Below are 18,314 nucleotides of genomic sequence, written 5' to 3' on the forward strand. Positions count from 1 at the left end.
GCGGGCAAACGAAGGAGCATTATGATGATACAGAACTCGAGATCCAATCGCCGCGCGCTTGCTGCAGTCACCGAGCCCCGCTTGGATATCGGCCGTCGCGATTTCCTGCGCTTGGGTCTGGCCGGCGGCCTCGCCTTTGCGGCCGCCCTGCGGACAGATCACGTGTTCGGGCAGACCGGGGAAGCCGACCTCATTCTGACGAACGGGCGCATCACCACTTTGGATCCGCTGCGGCCGCAGGTCAGCGCCGTCGCAATGCGCGATGGCCTCATCCTGCGGACAGGCTCTGACGACGAGGCTCTCTCCGCGCGAGGCAGCGCGACGAGGATCATAGATCTCGGAGGTCGCACGGTCATCCCTGGCCTGAACGACAGCCACACCCACGCTGTACGCGGCGGCCGCTTCTACAATCTCGAACTGCGATGGGACGGTGTGCCGACGCTCGAGCGTGCGCTCGCCATGATCGCCGAGCAGGCGAAGCGGACACCACAAGGGCAATGGGTCAGGGTGATCGGCGGCTGGTCGCCCTATCAGTTTGCCGAGCGGCGCATGCCCACGCCTGCGGAACTGACCGAAGCAGCTCCCGACACGCCGGTCTTCGTGCTGTTTCTGTACAGCCGCGGTTTCCTCAACCGTGCCGCGGTGAAGGCGCTCGGCATAACCCCGCAGACGAAGGCTCCGGACGGCGGGCGCTACGAGATTACGCCCGACGGCGGCGCGATACTCTGGGCCGAGCCTAACCCGGCAATCCTGTACCAGACGATCGCAGCCCCGCCGCAGCTCTCGGCCGAAGAGCAGGTCAACTCGACGCGCCATTTCTACCGTGAGCTCAATCGGTTCGGCATCACCAGCGCGATCGATGCGGGCGGCGGCGGCCATGAGTTCCCTGAAGACTACGGCGGCAGCGAGGTGCTTGCCGCAGCCGGCGAGATGCCGATACGTATCTCGTACTATCTGTTCGCGCAAAGAGCGCATGAGGAACTGAGGGACTTCCAGCGCTGGTCCCGCAACTGGGCGGAAAACATGAACATGGCCAGGAAGCTGGAGGATGGCTTCGTCCTCGAAGGCGCTGGCGAGTTCCTCACCCAGTCGGCGGGCGACTGGGAAAACTTCACCGCGCCGATGCCCGATATTGCTGCGCGACCGGGCTGGCGCGAGGAATTGACCTCGGTCACGCGCCACCTGCTTCGCGAGCACTGGCCGATCCGCATTCACGCGACCTATGACGAGTCGATCGGCCACGTCATGGACGTGTTCGAGGCCGCGCATCGCGCGGAAGTCGAAGCCGGCGGTTCCGGATTCAGGGGCATACGCTGGGCGATCGATCATGCCGAGACGGTGAGCCGCAAGAACCTCGAGAGGATTGCTGCGCTTGGCGGTGGTGTTGCAATCCAGAACCGCATGGCTTTCGCCGGCGAGTTCTTCGCAGAGCGGTACGGCGAGGAGATGACGCGCCAGGCGCCCCCGATCCGCGACATGATCGAGCTTGGTATTCCGGTTGGCGCGGGCACCGATGCGACACGGGTCGCCGGGTACAATCCCTGGATCAGCCTGTGGTGGCTGGTGACGGGCAAGACCGTCGGCGGCACGCCCCTTCGCGATCCGCGACATCTTCTCTCGCGCGAGGAGGCGCTCGGGCTCCACACCACGGGTGCGGCATGGTTCTCCGGCGAGGAAGCCCGAAAGGGCCGCCTGGCTCCCGGCCAATACGCCGATCTCGCCGTTCTCTCGGAAGACTATTTCTCCGTGCCGGAGGACAGGATTCCGTCCATCGAAAGGGTGCTGACCGTCACGGGCGGACAGATCGTCTACGGCGCCGATTCCTTCGGAGACCTTGCACCTGAGCTGCCCCCGATCCAACCCGCCTGGTCGCCGGTGGCGCAGTTCGGCGGATTTCACCGAAGCGAGTGAAAACCCCAAGCGGATCCGCGAACCGGTTGCCATGCGGGCAGCCCTTTGCGGCCGCCTGAGTTGACTTGACGCGAACTGGCGACGAGGCGGTTTGGCCCGATCACTGGCCCAAACCGCCTCGTCGTCCAAGCGCACGATCGCGCCCCGTCATGGCGACCGTCGAATATCGGATCTCACCAGCCTACCAGGCGGTATACTTAAAAGAAGTCATGAAGGAGCTTTCTCATGAGCGTCGCTGTGGCGGGCCCGACGAATATCCGGAGCGGTTTTAAATGGTTCTTCGTTGAAGCTTGGCGGCACACCTTCGTCAGCGTCGGCGGGCTTCGAAGATTCCCGCCAACATCCAGGAGAAGGCGCGGGCGCTCCATCGAAGTGAGCGACCGCTCGCAGTCTCGCATTACATCGGGCTTGAAAGCTGACCGCCAACCCCGCCGTAAGTGGCGGAACGGATCTCGCGCTTCGCGAGCAGGGTCGCTCTGACGTGTGCCTTCGGGCATCTCATGCAAGGCTGAGATGGCCGCGAGCCTGACGTTCATCTGTCGGCCGATGAACGTCTCCTTTGGCGAATCCTCGCGTCCGCAAGGAGCCAAGACACAGAGCGGTCAGGAAAGCATCCGAGTTTGTGACGATGTGCCTAAACATCGCCTCGCTCTATGGTTGCGGATCTCTCAGGCCCAGCATCTTGCGGGCCTGCCGCCACGTTGCCACCGGGCGGCCGTGCCGTTCGCATAGCTCTGTTGCGCGGCGCACAAGGGCGGCGTTGGAAGGCGCAAGGGTATGGCGGTCCAGCCTGACGTTGTCCTCGAGCCCAGTGCGGACATGTCCGCCTCCCGCGATGCACCACTCGTTGAGCTCAATCTGGTGCCGTCCTATTCCTGCGGCGCACCACAGTGCTCCTGGCATGAGGCGTTGTGTCGTGCGGACATAGAAGTCGAAGACCTCGCGGTCGGCAGGCATGGCATTCTTCACGCCCATGACGAACTGGACGTATGGCAGGTTCTTGATCTTCCCCTCGCGGACCATCTCGGCTGCCTTGAACAGATGGCTGAGATCGAACACTTCAATCTCCGGCTTCACGTCGTGGATCAACATCTGCCTGCCCAGCCAGTCGACCAGTTCGGGCGGGTTCTCGTAAACCGTGGTGGGGAAGTTGTTCGATCCCACTGCAAGCGACGCCATGTCCGGCCGCAGGGACAGCATGCTCCCACGCCTCTCTCCCGCGCCGGACCGTCCTCCCGTGGAAAATTGGATGATCATGCCTGGGCAACTCTTCCGGATTCCTTCCTGCAGGCGCGCAAACCGTTCCGGGTCCGAGGTGGGCTGTCCCGCATCGTCGCGAACGTGGCAGTGGACGATGGAAGCTCCGGCTTCGAATGCTTCCTGCGCACTCTCGACCTGTTCCGCCACTGTGATGGGGACAGCCGGGTTGTCCGACTTTTGCGGAAGTGACCCGGTGATGGCGACGCAGATAATGCAAGGTTCGATTGTCATTCCCGGCCCTCCTTGGCCACAGCCGATAAAACGAGTTCTGGCCCCCAGTTACCCGCCTTCCGCGTCCGCCTGTGCTCGCTCGCGGGCGAGGGACCGCTAGGCGCGCGAGCCGCCGGGCTTACGCAGTGATGGGGCCTCCCCGCTCCAGGCGCGAACAAGCAAGGCCTTGAGCCCGGCGGCCTCGAGCGGCCGTGGATTCCAGTAGGGCTTGGCAAGGGCCTCGTCGACGGCAGCGTCGATTCCCTCCTCGCGCATGCCGAGGTCGCGGAGTGCGGTGGGCGCGCCGAGCGCCTTGGCAAGATCGTAGATGCCCCGAGCCGCATCTCGAACGCCAATGGCCCGAGACACGCGTTCCATGGCTGCAGGGGCGGCGGGGGCATTGTAAGCCATGCTGTGCGGCAACAGAACCGTGTGGGTCTCGGCATGCGGCATGTTGAATATCCCGCCCAGCACATGGGCGAGCTTGTGATGCAGCGCCATCGTCGTCGAGCCAAGCACGGATCCGCACAGGAAAGCTCCATAGAGGGCATCCGCTCTCGCCTCCCGGTCCGAAACTTGCCTCATGATGCGCGGGAGCGCTCGCGCCATTCTTGCAATGCCTTCCTCCGCCAGCAGCGACACGACAGGATTGCCATCCCGTGCATAGAGGCCTTCGACGGCGTGCGCCACGGCGTTCATGCCCGACGTGGCCGATATCGCAGCCGGCAGCGTCAGGGTCAGGTCGACGTCGTAGATCACCGTCTCCGGCAGGACCTTGGGGCTGCGCTGCGTGGTCTTCCGATCTCCCGCGGTCTCGCCGAGGATCGGTGTCATCTCCGACCCGGCGTAGGTCGTCGGCAGCACGATCTGCGGCAGGTCGGTGCGGAGCGCGAGCGCCTTGGACAGGCCGATCGCGGAGCCGCCTCCTACCGCGACCAGCATGTCAGCGCCAGCCTCCCGAACGGCTGACAACGCGCTGTCTGTCACCGCGACGGGGGTATGCATCACGGCCTGGGCACACACGCCCACGCTCAGCGGGCCGAGATGCCCGGCGACATCGTCGGCGACGCGTTCTCCCCGCCCCGGGGTGGTGATCGCGATGGCCCGTCGGCCGCCCAGCCGCGCAGCCTCATTCCTCACCTGACGCATCGTTCCGCTGCCGAATACGACCCGCGTCAGGACGGTCTCATAGATGAACCCGAGTGTCATGATGCTCCTCCATAGGCGAACCAGATCAGCTCAGGAACCTGGTCACTGCGACGAGTTCTTCCTGCCGGACTTCGTGGCCGCCGTCGTGCATCGCGAGTTCCACATGCGCGCCCTGACCTTGCAGGTAGGCCGCCAGTGATTGCGTTGTCGGCAGCGGACAGATCGGATCGCGCCGCCCCGCCGTGACCAGCACCGACACGGACTTCAGCGCCGGATTTGGCTGCGGCGTCCACGGGATCAGCGGATGCATCAACACCACCCGGTCGAACAGTTCGGGCGCCTCGAAGATGACGGATGCCAGGATGTTTGCGCCGTTCGAATAGCCCAGCCCGTAGACAGGCGCACCGGGGCTCGAATCCTTATGGGCCTGGATGAACTGCTTCATCTTTTGCGTGCGCGCCGCAAGGTCATCCATGTCGTAGACCCCTTCTCCGGTGCGGCGAAAGAAACGGGCGGCACCGTGTTCCGAGACGTCGCCCCGTGGCGAGACGATGCCCGCCTTGGGCAGGATCTGTTCGACGAGGCCGGCGAACTGGTGCTCGTCGCCGCCAGTGCCGTGAAAGGTGAACACCAGCGGAGCGCCTTCGGCAGGTCGTTTGGTGATGTGGTGATAGGCCGATTTCGACATTGTTCGACTCCTTCAAGGGGGAACCGCCGGCAGGGCCGGCGGTTGCTGAGGTTGGTCAGTCCGCGATCGGGGCTAGAATCTTCTCGATCTGGGGACGCAGAAGCGCGTGCTGGGCGGGGATCTTCAGCGCCTCACCGAGGTGCGCTGTGTCCTCGTCGGTATCAAAGCCCGGTTCGTTGGTCGCCACCTCGAAGAGCACGCCGCCTGGCGTGCGGAAGTAGATTGCCCAGAAATAGTCGCGGTCGATCACCGGGGTGACGTAATGGCCAGTGTCGATTAGCGCCTTCCTCACCTCGAGCTGGGCCTTGCGATCTTCCACAGCGAAGGCGACGTGGTGGACCGAGCCGGCACCCTGCCGGGCCGGTGCCGCACCGGGCAGCACCTCCAGGTCGATGAAGTCAGCACCATTGCCGCCGGGAATGGCCAGACGGGTCAGCGCCCCCTGACGGTCGACCTCCTGGTAGCCCATGTACTTCAGCAGCTCGCTTGTGGCGCCGCCGTCGCGAAGGCGCATGGTGACCCCGTGGAATCCGTGCACGCCGACATCCTCCGGTACACGGCCACCGTCGAAGGGCTTGCGTTCGTCACCATCCACTTCCACCAGCGCGAAGCCGTCGCCATCGGGTCCGAAGAAGCGCAGGCGCTTCTCGCCGAAACGTTCCTGCTGTTCCAAACCGGACACGCCTTGCGCAGCGAAGCGCTCCTGCCAATAGCCGAGCGTGCCGCGCGGAACAGCGAAGACTGTCTCGGAAGCCTCACCGGCGCCCCGTCGTCCCTTTACGATATCGGCAAATGGAAAATAGGTCATGATCGAGCCGGGGGCTCCGGTCTCGTCGCCATAGTAGAGGTGATAGGTGCCCGGATCGTCGAAGTTCACGGTCTTCTTTACCCGGCGCAGGCCGAGCAGCTTGGTGAAGAAGTCGTTGTTCTGTTGGGCGTCCGCCGCCATCGACGTGACGTGGTGCAGGCCTCGGATCTGGTTGAGCATAGCAGGATCTCCTCGCGTTCGAGTGTTTCGCTGCCCAGAAGGTAGGGCTTGCTACTCCGCAGTAGAATAGGCATAATTCGGCGGATATTATTGCGCCAAATGCAATGGTGATTGATGGGCGAACTCGAATCCCTCCGGGTCTTTCTAGCCGTTGCAGAGGAGCGCGGCTTCGCTGGCGCGGGCCGCCAGCTCGGCATGACGCCCGCCTCGGTGACGCGTGCGGTGGCGGCTCTCGAAGAGAGGCTGGGCGTGCAGCTTCTCCTTCGAACGACTCGGCAGGTCTCGCTGACCTCGGCTGGCGCGGTTTACGCGGCGCGCGTCGCTCCGCTGGTAAGGGGCATCGCCGATGCTGCTTCCGAGACGATGGAGGCGCAGGGCATCACCTCAGGCCTCATCCGGGTGAGTGCACCGATGTCTTTGGGATTGAAGGTGCTGCCCACCGTGCTGTCGCAGTTCGCGACGCTCTATCCTCAGACCCACGTCGCAATGACGCTCTCCGACCGTTTTGTCGACATCGTCGAGGACGACTACGACCTCGCCATCCGCATATCGGGCCCGCCCTCCGACAAATCGACGATCTGGCGGAAGGTCTGCAGGGTACCCCGCGTGCTCGTCGCCTCTTCCGCCTATCTTGCGCAGCGAGGCACTCCGGAAAAGCCGGAGGACCTCGCCGGATTCTCTTGCCTGAGCTACAGCCAGGATGCAGGAATCGAGATCTGGGAACTTTCGAGGGGAGTGAGCCACCGGAGCCACAGGGCGGAAGGCAGCTTCAGCGCCAACAACGGGGACTTCCTGGCGCGCCTGGTCATGAACGGGGAGGGCATCGCCCTCCTGCCGCGCTTTATCGTCGAAGACGACCTACGCTCCGGACACCTCGCCGAGGTTCTGCCAGACTGGACCGCGCCGGAGATCTGGCTAACGCTCTACTATCCCCCTTACGCGCAACTGCCACTGCGGGTTGCCACATTCTCAGACTTCTTCGAGCACTATGTGAGCGACACCCGCCCGCTCTGAGAGCCGGGGGGCGCCCGCCGCAGGTGAAGCCGCCGTTCCAAATACGCCACTGCCATCCAATCCGGCGACCCCGCATATTGCTGATGATGAAGGCTGCACCTCCTTCTTAATGTTCAGCCAGGGCAACACGAAAGATTGTGCCATTGGCATCGTCGCTAACCAGCAGGGCTCCGTCCTGGGTGACTGCGATGCCGGCAGGGCGGCCCCAGACCGTGTCCTTGTCCAGCACGAACCCGGTCATGAAGTCTTCATAGACGCCGGTCGGCTTGCCATCCTTCATGCGGGCACGTATCACCTTGTAGCCGGTCCGTTCCTGCCTGTTCCAGGACCCATGCATGGTCGCAAATGCGTCGCCCCGGTACTCCGCTGGAAACGCGTCCTTGTCGTAGAAGACAAGTTGCAACGTGGACGAATGCGCCTGGAGAAGGACGTCCGGCACGCTGACCTTGTCCTTGAGGTCGGGACGCTCGCCGGCATTGGCCGGATCCTCGTTGCCGCCGGTGTAGTACCATGGCCAGCCGTAAAATCCGCCGTGTTTCACGGTGGTCAGGAAATCGGGCACCAGGTTGGGGCCGAGATGATCGCGTTCGTTGCCCGTGCACCACAAGGTGTCCGTACCCGGCTGAATGGTCATGCCCGAGCAATTACGGATGCCGGTAGCAAAATTGCGGACGTTCTCACCTTCCGAATCGAACACACGCACCACGGCCCGATTCTCTTCATCGCCCCAGGCGGCGCCGACCCCGTGCGTCTTCTCGAAGGCCTTGATCTCCTCGGGCGACTTCTTCGGCATGTCGGGAGCGACATTGGTGGACGAGCCTATGGAGACAAACAGGTGTTGGCCGTCCGGCGAGACCGCTAGGTCGCGGGTCCAGTGCCGCTTGGTGGGAATATCGGGGATGATGACTTCGGCAGGCCCGGTCGCCTTGCGGTCCCCGGCCTTGTACGGGTAGCGAACGACCTGGTTGGTGGCCCCCGCAACCAACGATACTTGTAAATTCTCCCACTCGGGGTATTTGCGACGAAGCTCCTCCGCAGATGCGTCGAGGAGCTTTTTGCGTTTATGCTCCGTGTCAAGTACGGGGGCACGCATATTGAACGCCCCTGTCCGAGTGATGCACAAGACCGCCGCCATGAACGGGACGCCGCTCATGAAGGGCCTGCTCCAGGGCATCGAGGACGAACCCCGCGTGTGCCGACCGGCTCACCCGCCGGCCGACGATGCGACGGGCGAAGGCATCGATGACGAAGGCCACGTAGACGAAACCCTGCCAGGTCGCGACATAGGTGAAACCGAAACCCAGAGCCTGTTCGGCGCAGGAGCCTTGAACTGGCGGTTCACCCGATCGAGCGGGCTGGGAGTCGTCTTGTCCGGGATCGTCGTGCGGATCGGCTTGCCGCGGATGAGACCCTGCGGTCCCATCGACCGCATGAGCCGGGCGACGGTGCAGCGGGCTATATCGAAGCCTTCCCGCTTCAATTGCCGCCAGACCTTGCGCACGCCGTAGACGCGAAAGTTCGCCTCGAACACACGGCGTATCTCCATCTTCAATGCGATATCGCTGCGGGCGCGGACCGACAACCGGTCCACGTCCAGGCGCTTGGCAACGTTGTCGTAGTAGGTTGATGGGGCAATCGGCAGCAGTCTGCAGATTGGCTCGACCCCGAACACCGACCGGTGTTCGTCGATGAAGGAGATCATCGCTTCAATGGGCGGTCGAGCTTCGCCATCGCGAAATAAGCAGACGCTTTGCGCAGTATCTCGTTGGTCTGCCGAAGCTCGCGGTTCTCCCGCTCCAGCGCCTTCATCTTCTCGGCCACGTCGCTTGGGAGTCCGGGCCGGGAACCATCGTCCACTTCCGCCTTCTTCACCCATTCATTGAGCGTCTGCGCCGTGCAGTCGATCTTGGCGACGATCGAGGAAATAACTGCCCATCGTGAGGAATATTCGCCTTCGTGATCCAAAACCATCCGCACTGCTCGGGCGCGACTTCCGGTGAAAATTTGTTTGTTGTCTTTTTCATATCGGCTCCACTTTCTCAGAAGTTGGAGCCTCCGGCAAACCCGGTGCGGTTCAAACCGCGCTTCGGCTCATCGCAGGATGGATCGAAGACTGCAGCGAAATCCATCCCCATTCCGCGCTCAAGATGGCTTCCCCACGGCAGTTCGTTAGGGCTAAATCAAACCCGCCGACCTGTCCGGTGAAACGGGGTGCGCTCGAAGGACAGTGGCCGCCTTCATGGTGGCGTAAGCCGAAAGGCCTTCTCCCACTCGCTCGATACACGCGGCCATTGCCATCCATCTGCATCGCCTGCGAGCGATTGCCGTCGAACTTGGAGCAAAGGATTGAGAAGACGGCGCGAAAAAGCTAGATTGCAATCCCGCCCACAAACGATGGTCGAGCAGGATCCACACATCGCGTACCTGGCTATAAGAATTACTTGAAAACAAGGCGCAACATACGAAAGGCATAGCTCAGTCTTTGCTGAGACCGACCTTTCGGGTCGAAAGGAGGGGAATAGGAATGACATTTCCGCATCCTTCTGTTGTTTCCGGGCTTTTCGTTGAGGGCTCTTTGGCACTTGGTGGTTCTACTTCGCCGGGTCCGGGAGATTGGGAGGCCGCACCGACTACGCAACGCGGATCCCGCTCCTGCTGGCGGGAGCCGGGACGGTGACCGCCGATGGGAGCATCACCCACGCCCCTTATGCGGAGCGATTGGACGGGCGGTACGTACCGTCCGACCGCGAAAAAGATCGTGCAGTGTCTGTCACGAAAAACGCGGCGGCTCTGACACGCTTTGAGTTCTCGACCGAGGACGTGGCGGGTTCGGACCGGTTTGCGGCCTGGCGCGACAGCTTTGCACCAATGGTCGAACTGGCGCGTACCGATGCGACGCCGACGCATTTCAGCGGCCGGCAACGGCTATGGGACCTTGGCAGTCTCCTCCTTGCAGAGATCATCACCGACGACCTGGCGTTTGCCAGTCTGCCCGGACATGCGCGGCGTGACCCGGTGGATCACTGGGTTATCACACTCCTGAAATCCGGCACCATGCGGACCGAGACGCCGAGGACGGCCTTTACGGCCGAGACGGGCAGTGTCCAGATTCATTCGCTCGGCCGGGAGTTTACCGGCCACGCGTCGAAGAGCGAGATGCTGATGCTCTTCGTGCCGCGCGATTTTTCGCTCGAAGCGACGGCCATGCTGGGAAGGGCCGAGTTCTCCAGGCTTTCGACCGGCATGGCGGGCCTGTTCGCGGACTTTCTGGTCGATGTGGCCAACCGGCTGCCGATGCTTGCGCCGGCAGAGCTGGATGCCTTGGTGGCAGCAACGCGTGCGATGATTCTCGCCTGCGTGCAACCTTCTGTAGAGAATGTCGGTGCCGCGGAGGGGCCGATCTCGACCCTGCTTCTCGAGCGGGCGAGGCAGTTCATACAGAAGAGGCTGCTTGACCCCGAACTGGATTCCGAGGCTGTGCGGCGCGAGCTCGGTACCTCGCGCACGCGCCTTTACAACCTTTTCGAGCCGTTCGGCGGCGTGATGCACTACATTCAGCACCGTCGGCTGATGGGCGCCTATGCCGCGCTGACCGACCCGAGCGACCGACGGCTGATATTCGAAATTGCCGCGAAGCACGGGTTCAGTGACGGCGCGGAATTCAGCCGGGCCTTCAAGCGGGCGTTCAGCCATAGCCCAAGCGCGGTGCGAAATCGCGGCGGCGGCTTGCCATACCGTCGAGCCACGAACCTCCAGGACTGCCCCGCGCAGGAGCGCCTGGGCGTGCTTCTGCGGCGCCTGCAGGGGTAGGCCGGATACTGTTGCAGTGCCGATCGCATTTCCAAAAAAACCGAAGAATAATGCCCCGGTCATGCCGGCATGGACGACAGAAGAGGGTGGAAAAGTCGGCGGAACGATCGAGGCTTTCCGAACGAACGTTCCGGGGAATGGGTTCGGCGTGAACTTCGGGAGCGCCGAAATTTGAACTGACAGCCTGGTTATGGGATTCTATGCCGATCACAGCCCGATCGGCCTGACACTATACTCATGCGGGTGGCGCGTGGGGAGTCGTGCTTGTGATTACGGTTGGAGCAATCATCGGCGCCGAGTTGTGAGCACTCATCGACGCAGCGGAGAGTTGGAATTGGCGCCGCTATCCGCAGCGTTTCCAGGGCCGTGATCGGCAACGGCGCGGGACAGTCAGACCAATGCTTTTTCCCCCTCCGATGTCGCGCGTCGCGGCAGCCGGTGGACGTCAAGCCGCACAACGTCCCGGTGGTGTCGCTCTCGGCGCCGCGTATTTGCGGCTGGGCGTACCGGGTCGCAGGCCTGCCGGTGCTCCCAAGTGCCCATTAGCGGTGCCTGCAGCGGTGCCTGCGCAAGTGGTAGTCGATGGCGCCGGCCCCAGAATTTTCGCGCGACGCTCGGTCGCGATTCCTCGGTTCAACGGGCTCAACAGGAGACCGCATATGGCAACTGCCAACGCCGCACCGAAGACCGCGATGCAACGATTCCTCGACGGCGTCGAGAAGGTGGGCAACATGGTGCCCCACCCGGTGGTCATCTTCCTGATCCTGATCGGCATCGTCATCGTGCTGTCGGCCGTGTTGGGTGCCTTTGGAGCCGCGGTCACCTATGAGCGGATCAATCCGGAAACCCACGAAATCGAGGCCGCGTCGACACAGATCCGCAGCCTGCTGAATGTGGACGGCATCCGCTTTCTCTACGCCTCGCTCATTCCGAACTTCATGACCTTCACGGCCGTGGGGCTGATGATCGCCGCCATGATTGGCGCCGGCGTGGCCGAGGAGTCCGGCATGGTCACGGCGCTGATCCACAAGCTCGTGGCTGTTTCGCCGAGCTGGGCGCTGACCTACATTCTCGCCTTTGTCGGCATTCTCGCCAGCATCGCCGCGGATGCGGGCTATCTGGTGCTGATCCCGCTGGCCGGCGTGGCCTACCTGGCCGTCGGGCGCCACCCGGTCGCCGGGATTGCGCTCGGCTTTGCCGCGGTCGCCGGCGCCTTCACGGTCAACATGCTGATCAAGCCGCTCGATGCCGTGCTCGTGGAGTTCACCAACGACGCGGCGCACCTCGTCGATCCGTCGCGCTCCATCGGGCTTGCCTCCAACCTCTGGTTTTCCATCGCCTCGGTGCTGTTTCTCACGGTCGTCGTCGCCTTCATCACCGACCGCATGATCGCGCCGCGCCTGGGCGCCTATGTGCCCGACAATGCGGTGGATGGTGCCGGCACCGAGGCCGGCGCGGCCCTTTCCGAGCGGGAATCACGTGGCTTGCGCTTTGCCCTTTACGGGTTCATCGGCCTGATCGCGGTCTTCCTGCTCCTGACGGTGCCGGCCGGCGCGCCGCTGCGCAATCCCGACACCGGCGAACTGATCGGCAACTCGCCGTTCATGAACGGGCTGATCGCCCTGATCATGCTGATGTTCCTGGTGACGGGCTGGGCCTATGGCATCGGCGCGGGAACGCTGCGAACCCTGGCGGAGGTGATCGCAGCGATCGAGAAGTCGATCAAGAACATGGGCGGCACGATCTTCCTGTTCTTCGTGCTCAGCCAGTTCGTGGCCTACTTCACCTACACCAATATCGGCACGGTCATGGCGCTCAGCCTGTCCGGCGCCCTTCAGGCGGCCAATATCGGCGCCTTGCCGCTGCTCCTCGGCTTCATCGTCGTGGTGGCGATCATCGATCTGCTTCTGACCGGAGCGATTGCGAAATGGGCGATCTTCGCGCCCGTCTTCGTGCCGCTGCTGATGAAGCTCGGGGTCGAGCCGGAAGCCGTGCTCGCCGCCTATCGCGTCGGCGATTCACCGATGAACGCGATCACCCCGCTCAACGCCTATTTCGCGCTCGTCGTCGGCTTCGCCCAGAAATACGACAGGTCCGCCGGCGTCGGCACGATAGTCTCGCTGATGCTTCCCTATGTCGTGTGGATGTTCGTGTTGTGGACGGCGCTGTTTACCATCTGGAAGGCGCTCGGACTGCCCTGGGGGCTGTGACGAGGCGGTGCAACCCTGGAAACCCAAGCGACCCGAAACCCAAGCGAACGGATGGAAATCATGAGCACCACCTCTATTCCCCTCGACGTCGCCGCGGCGGAAGAACATCTCATGCAGTTTCTCTCCGTCGAAGGCGTCACCGGGCAGGAAGCCAACATCGCCGCCGCCGTCAGCGACGCCCTGAGGAAGATCGGCGTGCCGGCCTCGGCCATTCGCTTCGACGACGCCAACACGCGCATTCCGCTGCCGACGCAGACCGGCAACCTCATCGTCGACATTCCCGGAACGCGGCCGGGGCCGCGGCTGCTGTTTTCCACCCACCTCGATACCGTTCCGCTCTGTGCCGGGGCCAAGCCGCGGCGGGAAGGGGACCGGATCGTTTCCGACGGCACGACGGCCCTGGGGGGCGACGCCCGCACCGGCGTTGCCGTTCTCGTCGTGGTCGCCGAGACCATCATCAAGCACAAGCTGCCGCATCCGCCGATCACCCTTCTGTTCACGGTGCGCGAGGAAAGCGGCCTTCACGGTGCGCGCGAGTTGAACCCTGCCGATCTCGGCGGCGCCGCCATGTGCGTCAATGTCGACGGCCAACTTGCCTCGGACCTGATTGTCGGGGCAGTCGGCCAGGAGAACTGGGAGGTCGAAATCACCGGCCGGGCGTCGCATGCCGGCGTGGCGCCGGACAAGGGCATCTCTGCGACGCTCGTCGGGGCGATCGCGCTCACCGAGGCGCAGCGCGCCGGCTGGTTCGGCAAGATCGTCAAGCCCGATGGCCGCGGCACCAGCAATGTCGGCATTTTCGGCGGCAAGGGCAACAAGCCGGCCGGCGACGCCACCAACGTGGTCACCGACTACGCCTTCATCAAGGGGGAGGCGCGCAGCCCCGAAGCGGCCTTTGCAACCAAGATCGCCAATGGGTACAAGGAAGCCTTCGCGAAGGCCCAGGCCGAGGTCAAGACCAGCGACGGCGACATGGCCGAAGTCAAGTTCAGCCACAGGGCGTCCTATCCGCCCTTCGAGCTGGGCAAGGACAGTCCGGTCGTCCAGCGGGCGACGAAGGCCCTCGGAATGCTCGGCATCGAGCCGGTCTATGTGTTTTCCAATGGCGGGCTCGACGCGAACTGGCTCGACAAGCACGGGGTCCCGACGATCACCATCGGCGCCGGTCAGGCCGAAATTCATACGATCAAGGAATACGTGAACCTGGCGGAATATGAAATAGGCTGCCGCCTGGCCATCCTGATGGCTACGCTCGACGACTAGCTCCGCGACCGGCTGTCCGGGCATTGCGGTCAACCGCGATCGTCCGGCCGACCCGCGAGGGACGGAGCCCGACCTCGCCGCGGATCGGGGCGATTTTACCGCAGGTGGCGTGCGCGTCGGGAGCGGGCGTCACTGACCTGGCATCGAGGCCCGGCGGGGCCGATTGAGGAGCAGATCGCTTGAGCCCCATTGCCTACATCGCGATCATCATCGCCGCGACCGTCGTCCTTTTCGTCTGGAACAAGTTGCCGGTGGTCGTCATCGCGATGGCAACCGCCCTGGCGCTCTGGGCAACCGGCGTCCTTACGATCGGCCAGGCGCTGAGCGGCTTCGGCGATCCGGCGGTGATCTTCATCGCATCCCTTTTCGTCATCAGTTCCGGGCTGGAGGCGACCGGCGTGACCGCCTGGGCGGGGCAGTTGTTGATCCGGGGGGCAGGTGAAGAAAGCCGCACCCGGCTTCTATTGTTGACGATGGGGCTGGTGGCGCTTCTGACGGCGCTGATCAGCGTCAATGGTGCGGTTGCCGCGCTGCTGCCGGTGGTGGTCGTCATCGCTGTCCGGCTGAAGCGGTATGCCTCGCAGTTGCTGATGCCGCTGGTTTTTTCCGCCCATGCTGGATCGATGCTGGCCCTGACGGGGACCCCGGTCAACGTGCTGGTGTCCGAGGCGGGCATGGACGCCGGCGTCGGCGGTTTCGGCTTCTTCGAGTTCGCCCTGGTCGGCGTGCCGCTGCTCGCAGGCACGATGGCAATCATTATTCTGTTTGGCAGGCAGCTTCTTCCCGAACGCAACGGCGCAACAATGCCGGCGGATTTCAGCCATCACGCCAGAACGCTGGTCGAACAATACGGCCTCGCCACCGGTATCCATCAGATGCGCGTCCGCGGCAACTCGCCCTATGTGGGCATGCGATCCGATGAGCTGGTGCTGGCGGCCGATTCCGGCCTGCAACTCGTGGCGATCCAGGAGGGCGACGCGGCAGGACCGCTTCGCCGGCCCGTCATCGCCGAGGGGGACCGGTTGCTGGTGCGTGGCGAGGCCGAGGCCGCCGCCGCCTTTGCCGCGCGGATGCATCTCGCCTTTCGCGACAAGGTTTCCGCAGGGGACAGCGAGGAGACCCTGTTCAACCGCAGTTCCGGTCTTGCCGAGGTCGTCATTCCGCCTCGCTCCGGCCTGATCGGCGAGACGGTCTTTCCGGGCATGGTCACCGAAAGCGGCGACCTCATTATCCTGGCGGTGCAGCGGGCAGGCACGGAGATCGCGGCGCAAGCCACCAGGGATACGGGCGGAATCGTTCTCCAGGCCGGCGACACCATGCTCTTGCAGGGAACCTGGAAAGCGCTCGATGTCCACCTCGACGACCCGGACGTGCTGGTGGTCAATTCGCCCGAGCTGGTGCGCCGTCAGGCCGTGCCGATGGGGCCGGGCGCGCGCCAGGCGGTCGCCATTCTCATCGCCATGGTGCTGCTCCTGGCGACCGGCATCGTCCCCCCGGCCGTCGCCGGCCTTTTGGCAGCCGGCGCGATCGTGCTCTCCGGGATCATGAACGTGGAGCAATGCTATCGCGCCATCGGATGGACGACGGTGATCCTCGTCGGCGCGCTGATGCCCCTTTCCACCGCCATGGTGGAGACCGGCGCGGCGAAGCTGCTGGCCGAGCATCTGGTCAATCTGGTCGGGGATGCCGGGCCGATGGCGCTGCTGGCGGGGCTGTTCGTGCTGACGGCGATCATGGGGCAGCTGATCAGCAACACGGCGACGGCGCTTATCGTCATACCGATCGGCATTGCCGCGGCGACGACCATGGGCATTTCGCCGCGACCGGTGCTGATGAGCACGGCGGTGGCCGCTGCCGGCGCGTTCCTGACGCCGATCGCAACGCCGACCAACCTGATGGTCATGGCGCCCGGCGGCTACGCCTTCAACGACTACTGGAAGCTCGGGCTGCCATTGCTGATCTGGTTCTTCGTCGTTTCCGTGTTCATCGTCCCGTTGATCTGGCGGTTCTGACATCCACTGCCGCAAGCGCGGCGCGCTTCAGTTGGATTTGACCAGTCCGGAAAACCCGGCGACGGCGAGAAGGCTCAGGGCCCAGCCAACGACGGACTGGAAGAAGTAGTAGTTCAACGTGAAGGCCCCGTTGGGCATGGTCGGGTCCGGCCGCCAGTACTCCTTCTGCCCGATCGCCAGCACCGGTAGAAGCACGTCCAGTGAATACATGACCGCTTTGAACTCCGGATAGCTGGTCGCCTCGGGCTGGCGACGAAAGCAGGTGAGCTGGCTCTCCCCGGCCTTAGCGCGCCCTGTCAGTTCCTGTCCGGTGGAGGGCATGAAGCGGCGTTCGGTCTGCTCAAGGCCGCACATCGTCCACTCTGTCGAGCGCAGCACGACAGGGCTGTTCGGCTTGATCGCGCCGTTTCGCTCCGCCAGCGCGAAGACCACGACGCCGATCGCCCAGAACAACACCAGCCACAGCAGCGCCATCAGCGGCTGTCGCCCATAGCGCAGCGTCACCGCCAGCACGCCGTCGCTTACGGCCAGGGCAGTGCGCAAAAACGGGTTCCGTGCGCGTGCCCGCCGCGCCCGCCGCTGCAGCCGCTCCTTCTCGATCAGAACCGCACGGGCGTCCTCGTTGTGGCCCATCTCCCGGAGCACGGTCGAAAGCTGTTCGTAAGGTTGCGGCCAGAAATCCGCGTTCCAGCGCTCCGGCGTCTGGCGTGACAGCCAGTCCAGCCTGCTTGCCGCATCGACGGGACCGCCGATGAAGGCGCCGTACTGGCAGCGGTTCAACAGGAGGTCGCCCGGCTGCGGCCAACTGCCCCGGTCGTCGTCGATGGCTCCGATGGACGTGGCCGTCAGATCGAGCACCCCCTCGATCGAGGCTCCCTGGCGTAGAAAGAAGGCGCCGGTGATCGTGGCCCTGTCGAGCCGCAGGGCATGGCCGCCGGGCTGGAGGAGCGTTGCAGCGCTACAGTCGATGTCACCACCGAAGTGGGCCCCGAGAAGGCGGATCTCGCCTGAGATGATGGCGCCTCGCAGCGCCAGATCGCCGCCTGCCGCCATACCATCGAGATTGAGCACCACCCCGCCAGGACGTTCGATGCGCGCGCCGACCGCGTTGACGTCCCCGACAAGGCGGCCCCCCAACAGGTTGATGCCACCGCGCACATTCGCCCCGCGCAACTGGACGCCGCCGCGGGCTTCCAATCCCGCCGCCTCGAACACGATGCCGTCCGGCACTGCAAGCGTTGCGCCGTCGGCCTCGATGCTGTCGCCGGTGCGTGCACCGGAAAGCCGGATTTCGCCGGTCACGATCGCGCCGCGAAGGGACAGGCAACCGCGTGCTTCCAGCCGGTCGGCCTGCAGTCCGGGCAGCGAGGAGCCATCGAGGAACAGGTTGTCGATGATGGCGGAGCGCAACACCGGCGGCGCATCGAAGTGGCAATCCTTCAGCCCGATGTCGCGCGGGATGCGGCACCCCTCCAGGTCGAGAATTCCACTCACCCACGCCCCGGTCAGCCGCAAGCCTTTTTCGTGCACACGGAATTCGTCCTTGCCGAGAATGAGGACGCGCAGCAATTCCGCGCGCACCACGCGGGCGGGGTCCTCCCGCTCCGGCCGAAGGCCGTCGCCGAGCCTGTCGAAATCGCCCATGCTCAGGTGAGCGACGATCTTGGACTCGGCGGCGCTGAGCGGCTGGAAACGGGCGAGGCTCGCCGCAGGCGGAATGTCGGAACCGGGGGGCGGACCACTGTCGTTCATCGGTCCGGCATCCGATCGGTTTCGGGGCGAAGCGCTGTCGCAACCCG

Annotated in this window: 12 protein-coding genes, 1 pseudogene and 1 other annotated feature; of the genes and pseudogenes, 6 read left to right on the top strand and 7 right to left on the bottom strand. The window is 64.2% G+C overall.

Annotated features, from left to right (window positions below):
• Window positions 1-24: 24 nt before the first annotated feature.
• The gene (locus JNC62_RS00120; protein WP_374834848.1) at window positions 25-1,911 is read left to right on the top strand and encodes an amidohydrolase; all 1,887 of its coding nucleotides are present in this window, start codon (window positions 25-27) and stop codon (window positions 1,909-1,911) included.
• Window positions 1,912-2,562: 651 nt separating this feature from the next.
• On the opposite strand, the gene JNC62_RS00125 is transcribed toward JNC62_RS00120, so the two are convergent.
• The 4 genes from JNC62_RS00125 to JNC62_RS00140 all read right to left on the bottom strand — a co-directional run bounded on the left by JNC62_RS00125 (window position 2,563) and on the right by JNC62_RS00140 (window position 6,206).
• Window positions 2,563-3,402, bottom strand: a complete 840-nt coding sequence (locus JNC62_RS00125; RefSeq protein ID WP_374834849.1) for a 3-oxoadipate:acetyl-CoA acetyltransferase — start codon at window positions 3,400-3,402, stop codon at window positions 2,563-2,565.
• A gap of 96 nt (window positions 3,403-3,498) precedes the next feature.
• Window positions 3,499-4,590, bottom strand: a complete 1,092-nt coding sequence (locus JNC62_RS00130; protein WP_374834850.1) for a maleylacetate reductase — start codon at window positions 4,588-4,590, stop codon at window positions 3,499-3,501.
• 25 nt (window positions 4,591-4,615) lie between these two features.
• Entirely contained in the window at window positions 4,616-5,218 is a 603-nt protein-coding gene (locus JNC62_RS00135) for an alpha/beta hydrolase (protein WP_374834851.1), read from the bottom strand.
• A 55-nt stretch (window positions 5,219-5,273) separates the two neighbouring features.
• The gene (locus JNC62_RS00140) at window positions 5,274-6,206 is read right to left on the bottom strand and encodes a VOC family protein (RefSeq protein WP_374834852.1); all 933 of its coding nucleotides are present in this window, start codon (window positions 6,204-6,206) and stop codon (window positions 5,274-5,276) included.
• Window positions 6,207-6,320: 114 nt separating this feature from the next.
• Here JNC62_RS00140 and JNC62_RS00145 point away from each other — a divergent pair, with 114 nt between their 5' ends.
• Window positions 6,321-7,220 (top strand): LysR family transcriptional regulator, encoded by a 900-nt coding sequence (locus JNC62_RS00145; RefSeq protein ID WP_374834853.1) that lies wholly within the window; start codon window positions 6,321-6,323, stop codon window positions 7,218-7,220.
• Between the two features lie 106 nt (window positions 7,221-7,326).
• Here the strand turns inward: JNC62_RS00145 and JNC62_RS00150 are convergent, their stop codons facing one another.
• Together JNC62_RS00150 and JNC62_RS00155 are read right to left on the bottom strand one after the other, a co-directional pair.
• Window positions 7,327-8,373 (bottom strand): PQQ-dependent sugar dehydrogenase, encoded by a 1,047-nt coding sequence (locus tag JNC62_RS00150; RefSeq protein WP_445482858.1) that lies wholly within the window; start codon window positions 8,371-8,373, stop codon window positions 7,327-7,329.
• A pseudogene (locus tag JNC62_RS00155) lies at window positions 8,300-9,244 on the bottom strand (IS3 family transposase); the annotation flags it as partial. The gene JNC62_RS00150 and the pseudogene JNC62_RS00155, both read right to left, overlap by 74 nt.
• Window positions 8,848-8,964: a sequence feature (AL1L pseudoknot), on the bottom strand. Its footprint overlaps the pseudogene before it by 117 nt.
• A gap of 649 nt (window positions 9,245-9,893) precedes the next feature.
• Here JNC62_RS00155 and JNC62_RS00160 point away from each other — a divergent pair.
• The 4 genes from JNC62_RS00160 to JNC62_RS00175 all read left to right on the top strand — a co-directional run bounded on the left by JNC62_RS00160 (window position 9,894) and on the right by JNC62_RS00175 (window position 16,515).
• Window positions 9,894-11,030, top strand: a complete 1,137-nt coding sequence (locus JNC62_RS00160) for a helix-turn-helix domain-containing protein (protein WP_374834855.1) — start codon at window positions 9,894-9,896, stop codon at window positions 11,028-11,030.
• A gap of 659 nt (window positions 11,031-11,689) precedes the next feature.
• A complete protein-coding gene (locus JNC62_RS00165; protein WP_374834856.1) occupies window positions 11,690-13,240 on the top strand; it encodes an AbgT family transporter in 1,551 nt (516 codons plus the stop codon).
• Window positions 13,241-13,300: 60 nt separating this feature from the next.
• Window positions 13,301-14,503 carry a M20/M25/M40 family metallo-hydrolase gene (locus tag JNC62_RS00170; RefSeq protein WP_374834857.1) on the top strand — a complete coding sequence of 401 codons (1,203 nt, stop codon included), beginning with the start codon at window positions 13,301-13,303 and terminating at the stop codon, window positions 14,501-14,503.
• Window positions 14,504-14,682: 179 nt separating this feature from the next.
• A complete protein-coding gene (locus tag JNC62_RS00175) occupies window positions 14,683-16,515 on the top strand; it encodes an SLC13 family permease (protein WP_374834858.1) in 1,833 nt (610 codons plus the stop codon).
• A gap of 27 nt (window positions 16,516-16,542) precedes the next feature.
• Here the strand turns inward: JNC62_RS00175 and JNC62_RS00180 are convergent, their stop codons facing one another.
• Complete coding sequence (locus JNC62_RS00180; protein ID WP_374834859.1) at window positions 16,543-18,267, bottom strand: hypothetical protein; 1,725 nt, start codon at window positions 18,265-18,267, stop codon at window positions 16,543-16,545.
• Between the last annotated feature and the right edge of the window lie 47 nt (window positions 18,268-18,314).

Source organism: Mycoplana ramosa (assembly GCF_041930185.1).
Lineage (GTDB): Bacteria > Pseudomonadota > Alphaproteobacteria > Rhizobiales > Rhizobiaceae > Mycoplana > Mycoplana ramosa.

Bases quoted from the DNA above. Each gene is read 5' to 3' on its own strand.
- JNC62_RS00150 (WP_445482858.1), bottom strand. From the start codon at position 8,373: ATGAGCGGCGTCCCGTTCATGGCGGCGGTCTTGTGCATCACTCGGACA.
- JNC62_RS00140 (WP_374834852.1), bottom strand. From the start codon at position 6,206: ATGCTCAACCAGATCCGAGGCCTGCACCACGTCACGTCGATGGCGGCG.
- JNC62_RS00125 (WP_374834849.1), bottom strand. From the start codon at position 3,402: ATGACAATCGAACCTTGCATTATCTGCGTCGCCATCACCGGGTCACTT.
- JNC62_RS00135 (WP_374834851.1), bottom strand. From the start codon at position 5,218: ATGTCGAAATCGGCCTATCACCACATCACCAAACGACCTGCCGAAGGC.
- JNC62_RS00170 (WP_374834857.1), top strand. From the start codon at position 13,301: ATGAGCACCACCTCTATTCCCCTCGACGTCGCCGCGGCGGAAGAACAT.
- JNC62_RS00120 (WP_374834848.1), top strand. From the start codon at position 25: ATGATACAGAACTCGAGATCCAATCGCCGCGCGCTTGCTGCAGTCACC.
- JNC62_RS00130 (WP_374834850.1), bottom strand. From the start codon at position 4,590: ATGACACTCGGGTTCATCTATGAGACCGTCCTGACGCGGGTCGTATTC.
- JNC62_RS00180 (WP_374834859.1), bottom strand. From the start codon at position 18,267: ATGAACGACAGTGGTCCGCCCCCCGGTTCCGACATTCCGCCTGCGGCG.
- JNC62_RS00165 (WP_374834856.1), top strand. From the start codon at position 11,690: ATGGCAACTGCCAACGCCGCACCGAAGACCGCGATGCAACGATTCCTC.
- JNC62_RS00145 (WP_374834853.1), top strand. From the start codon at position 6,321: ATGGGCGAACTCGAATCCCTCCGGGTCTTTCTAGCCGTTGCAGAGGAG.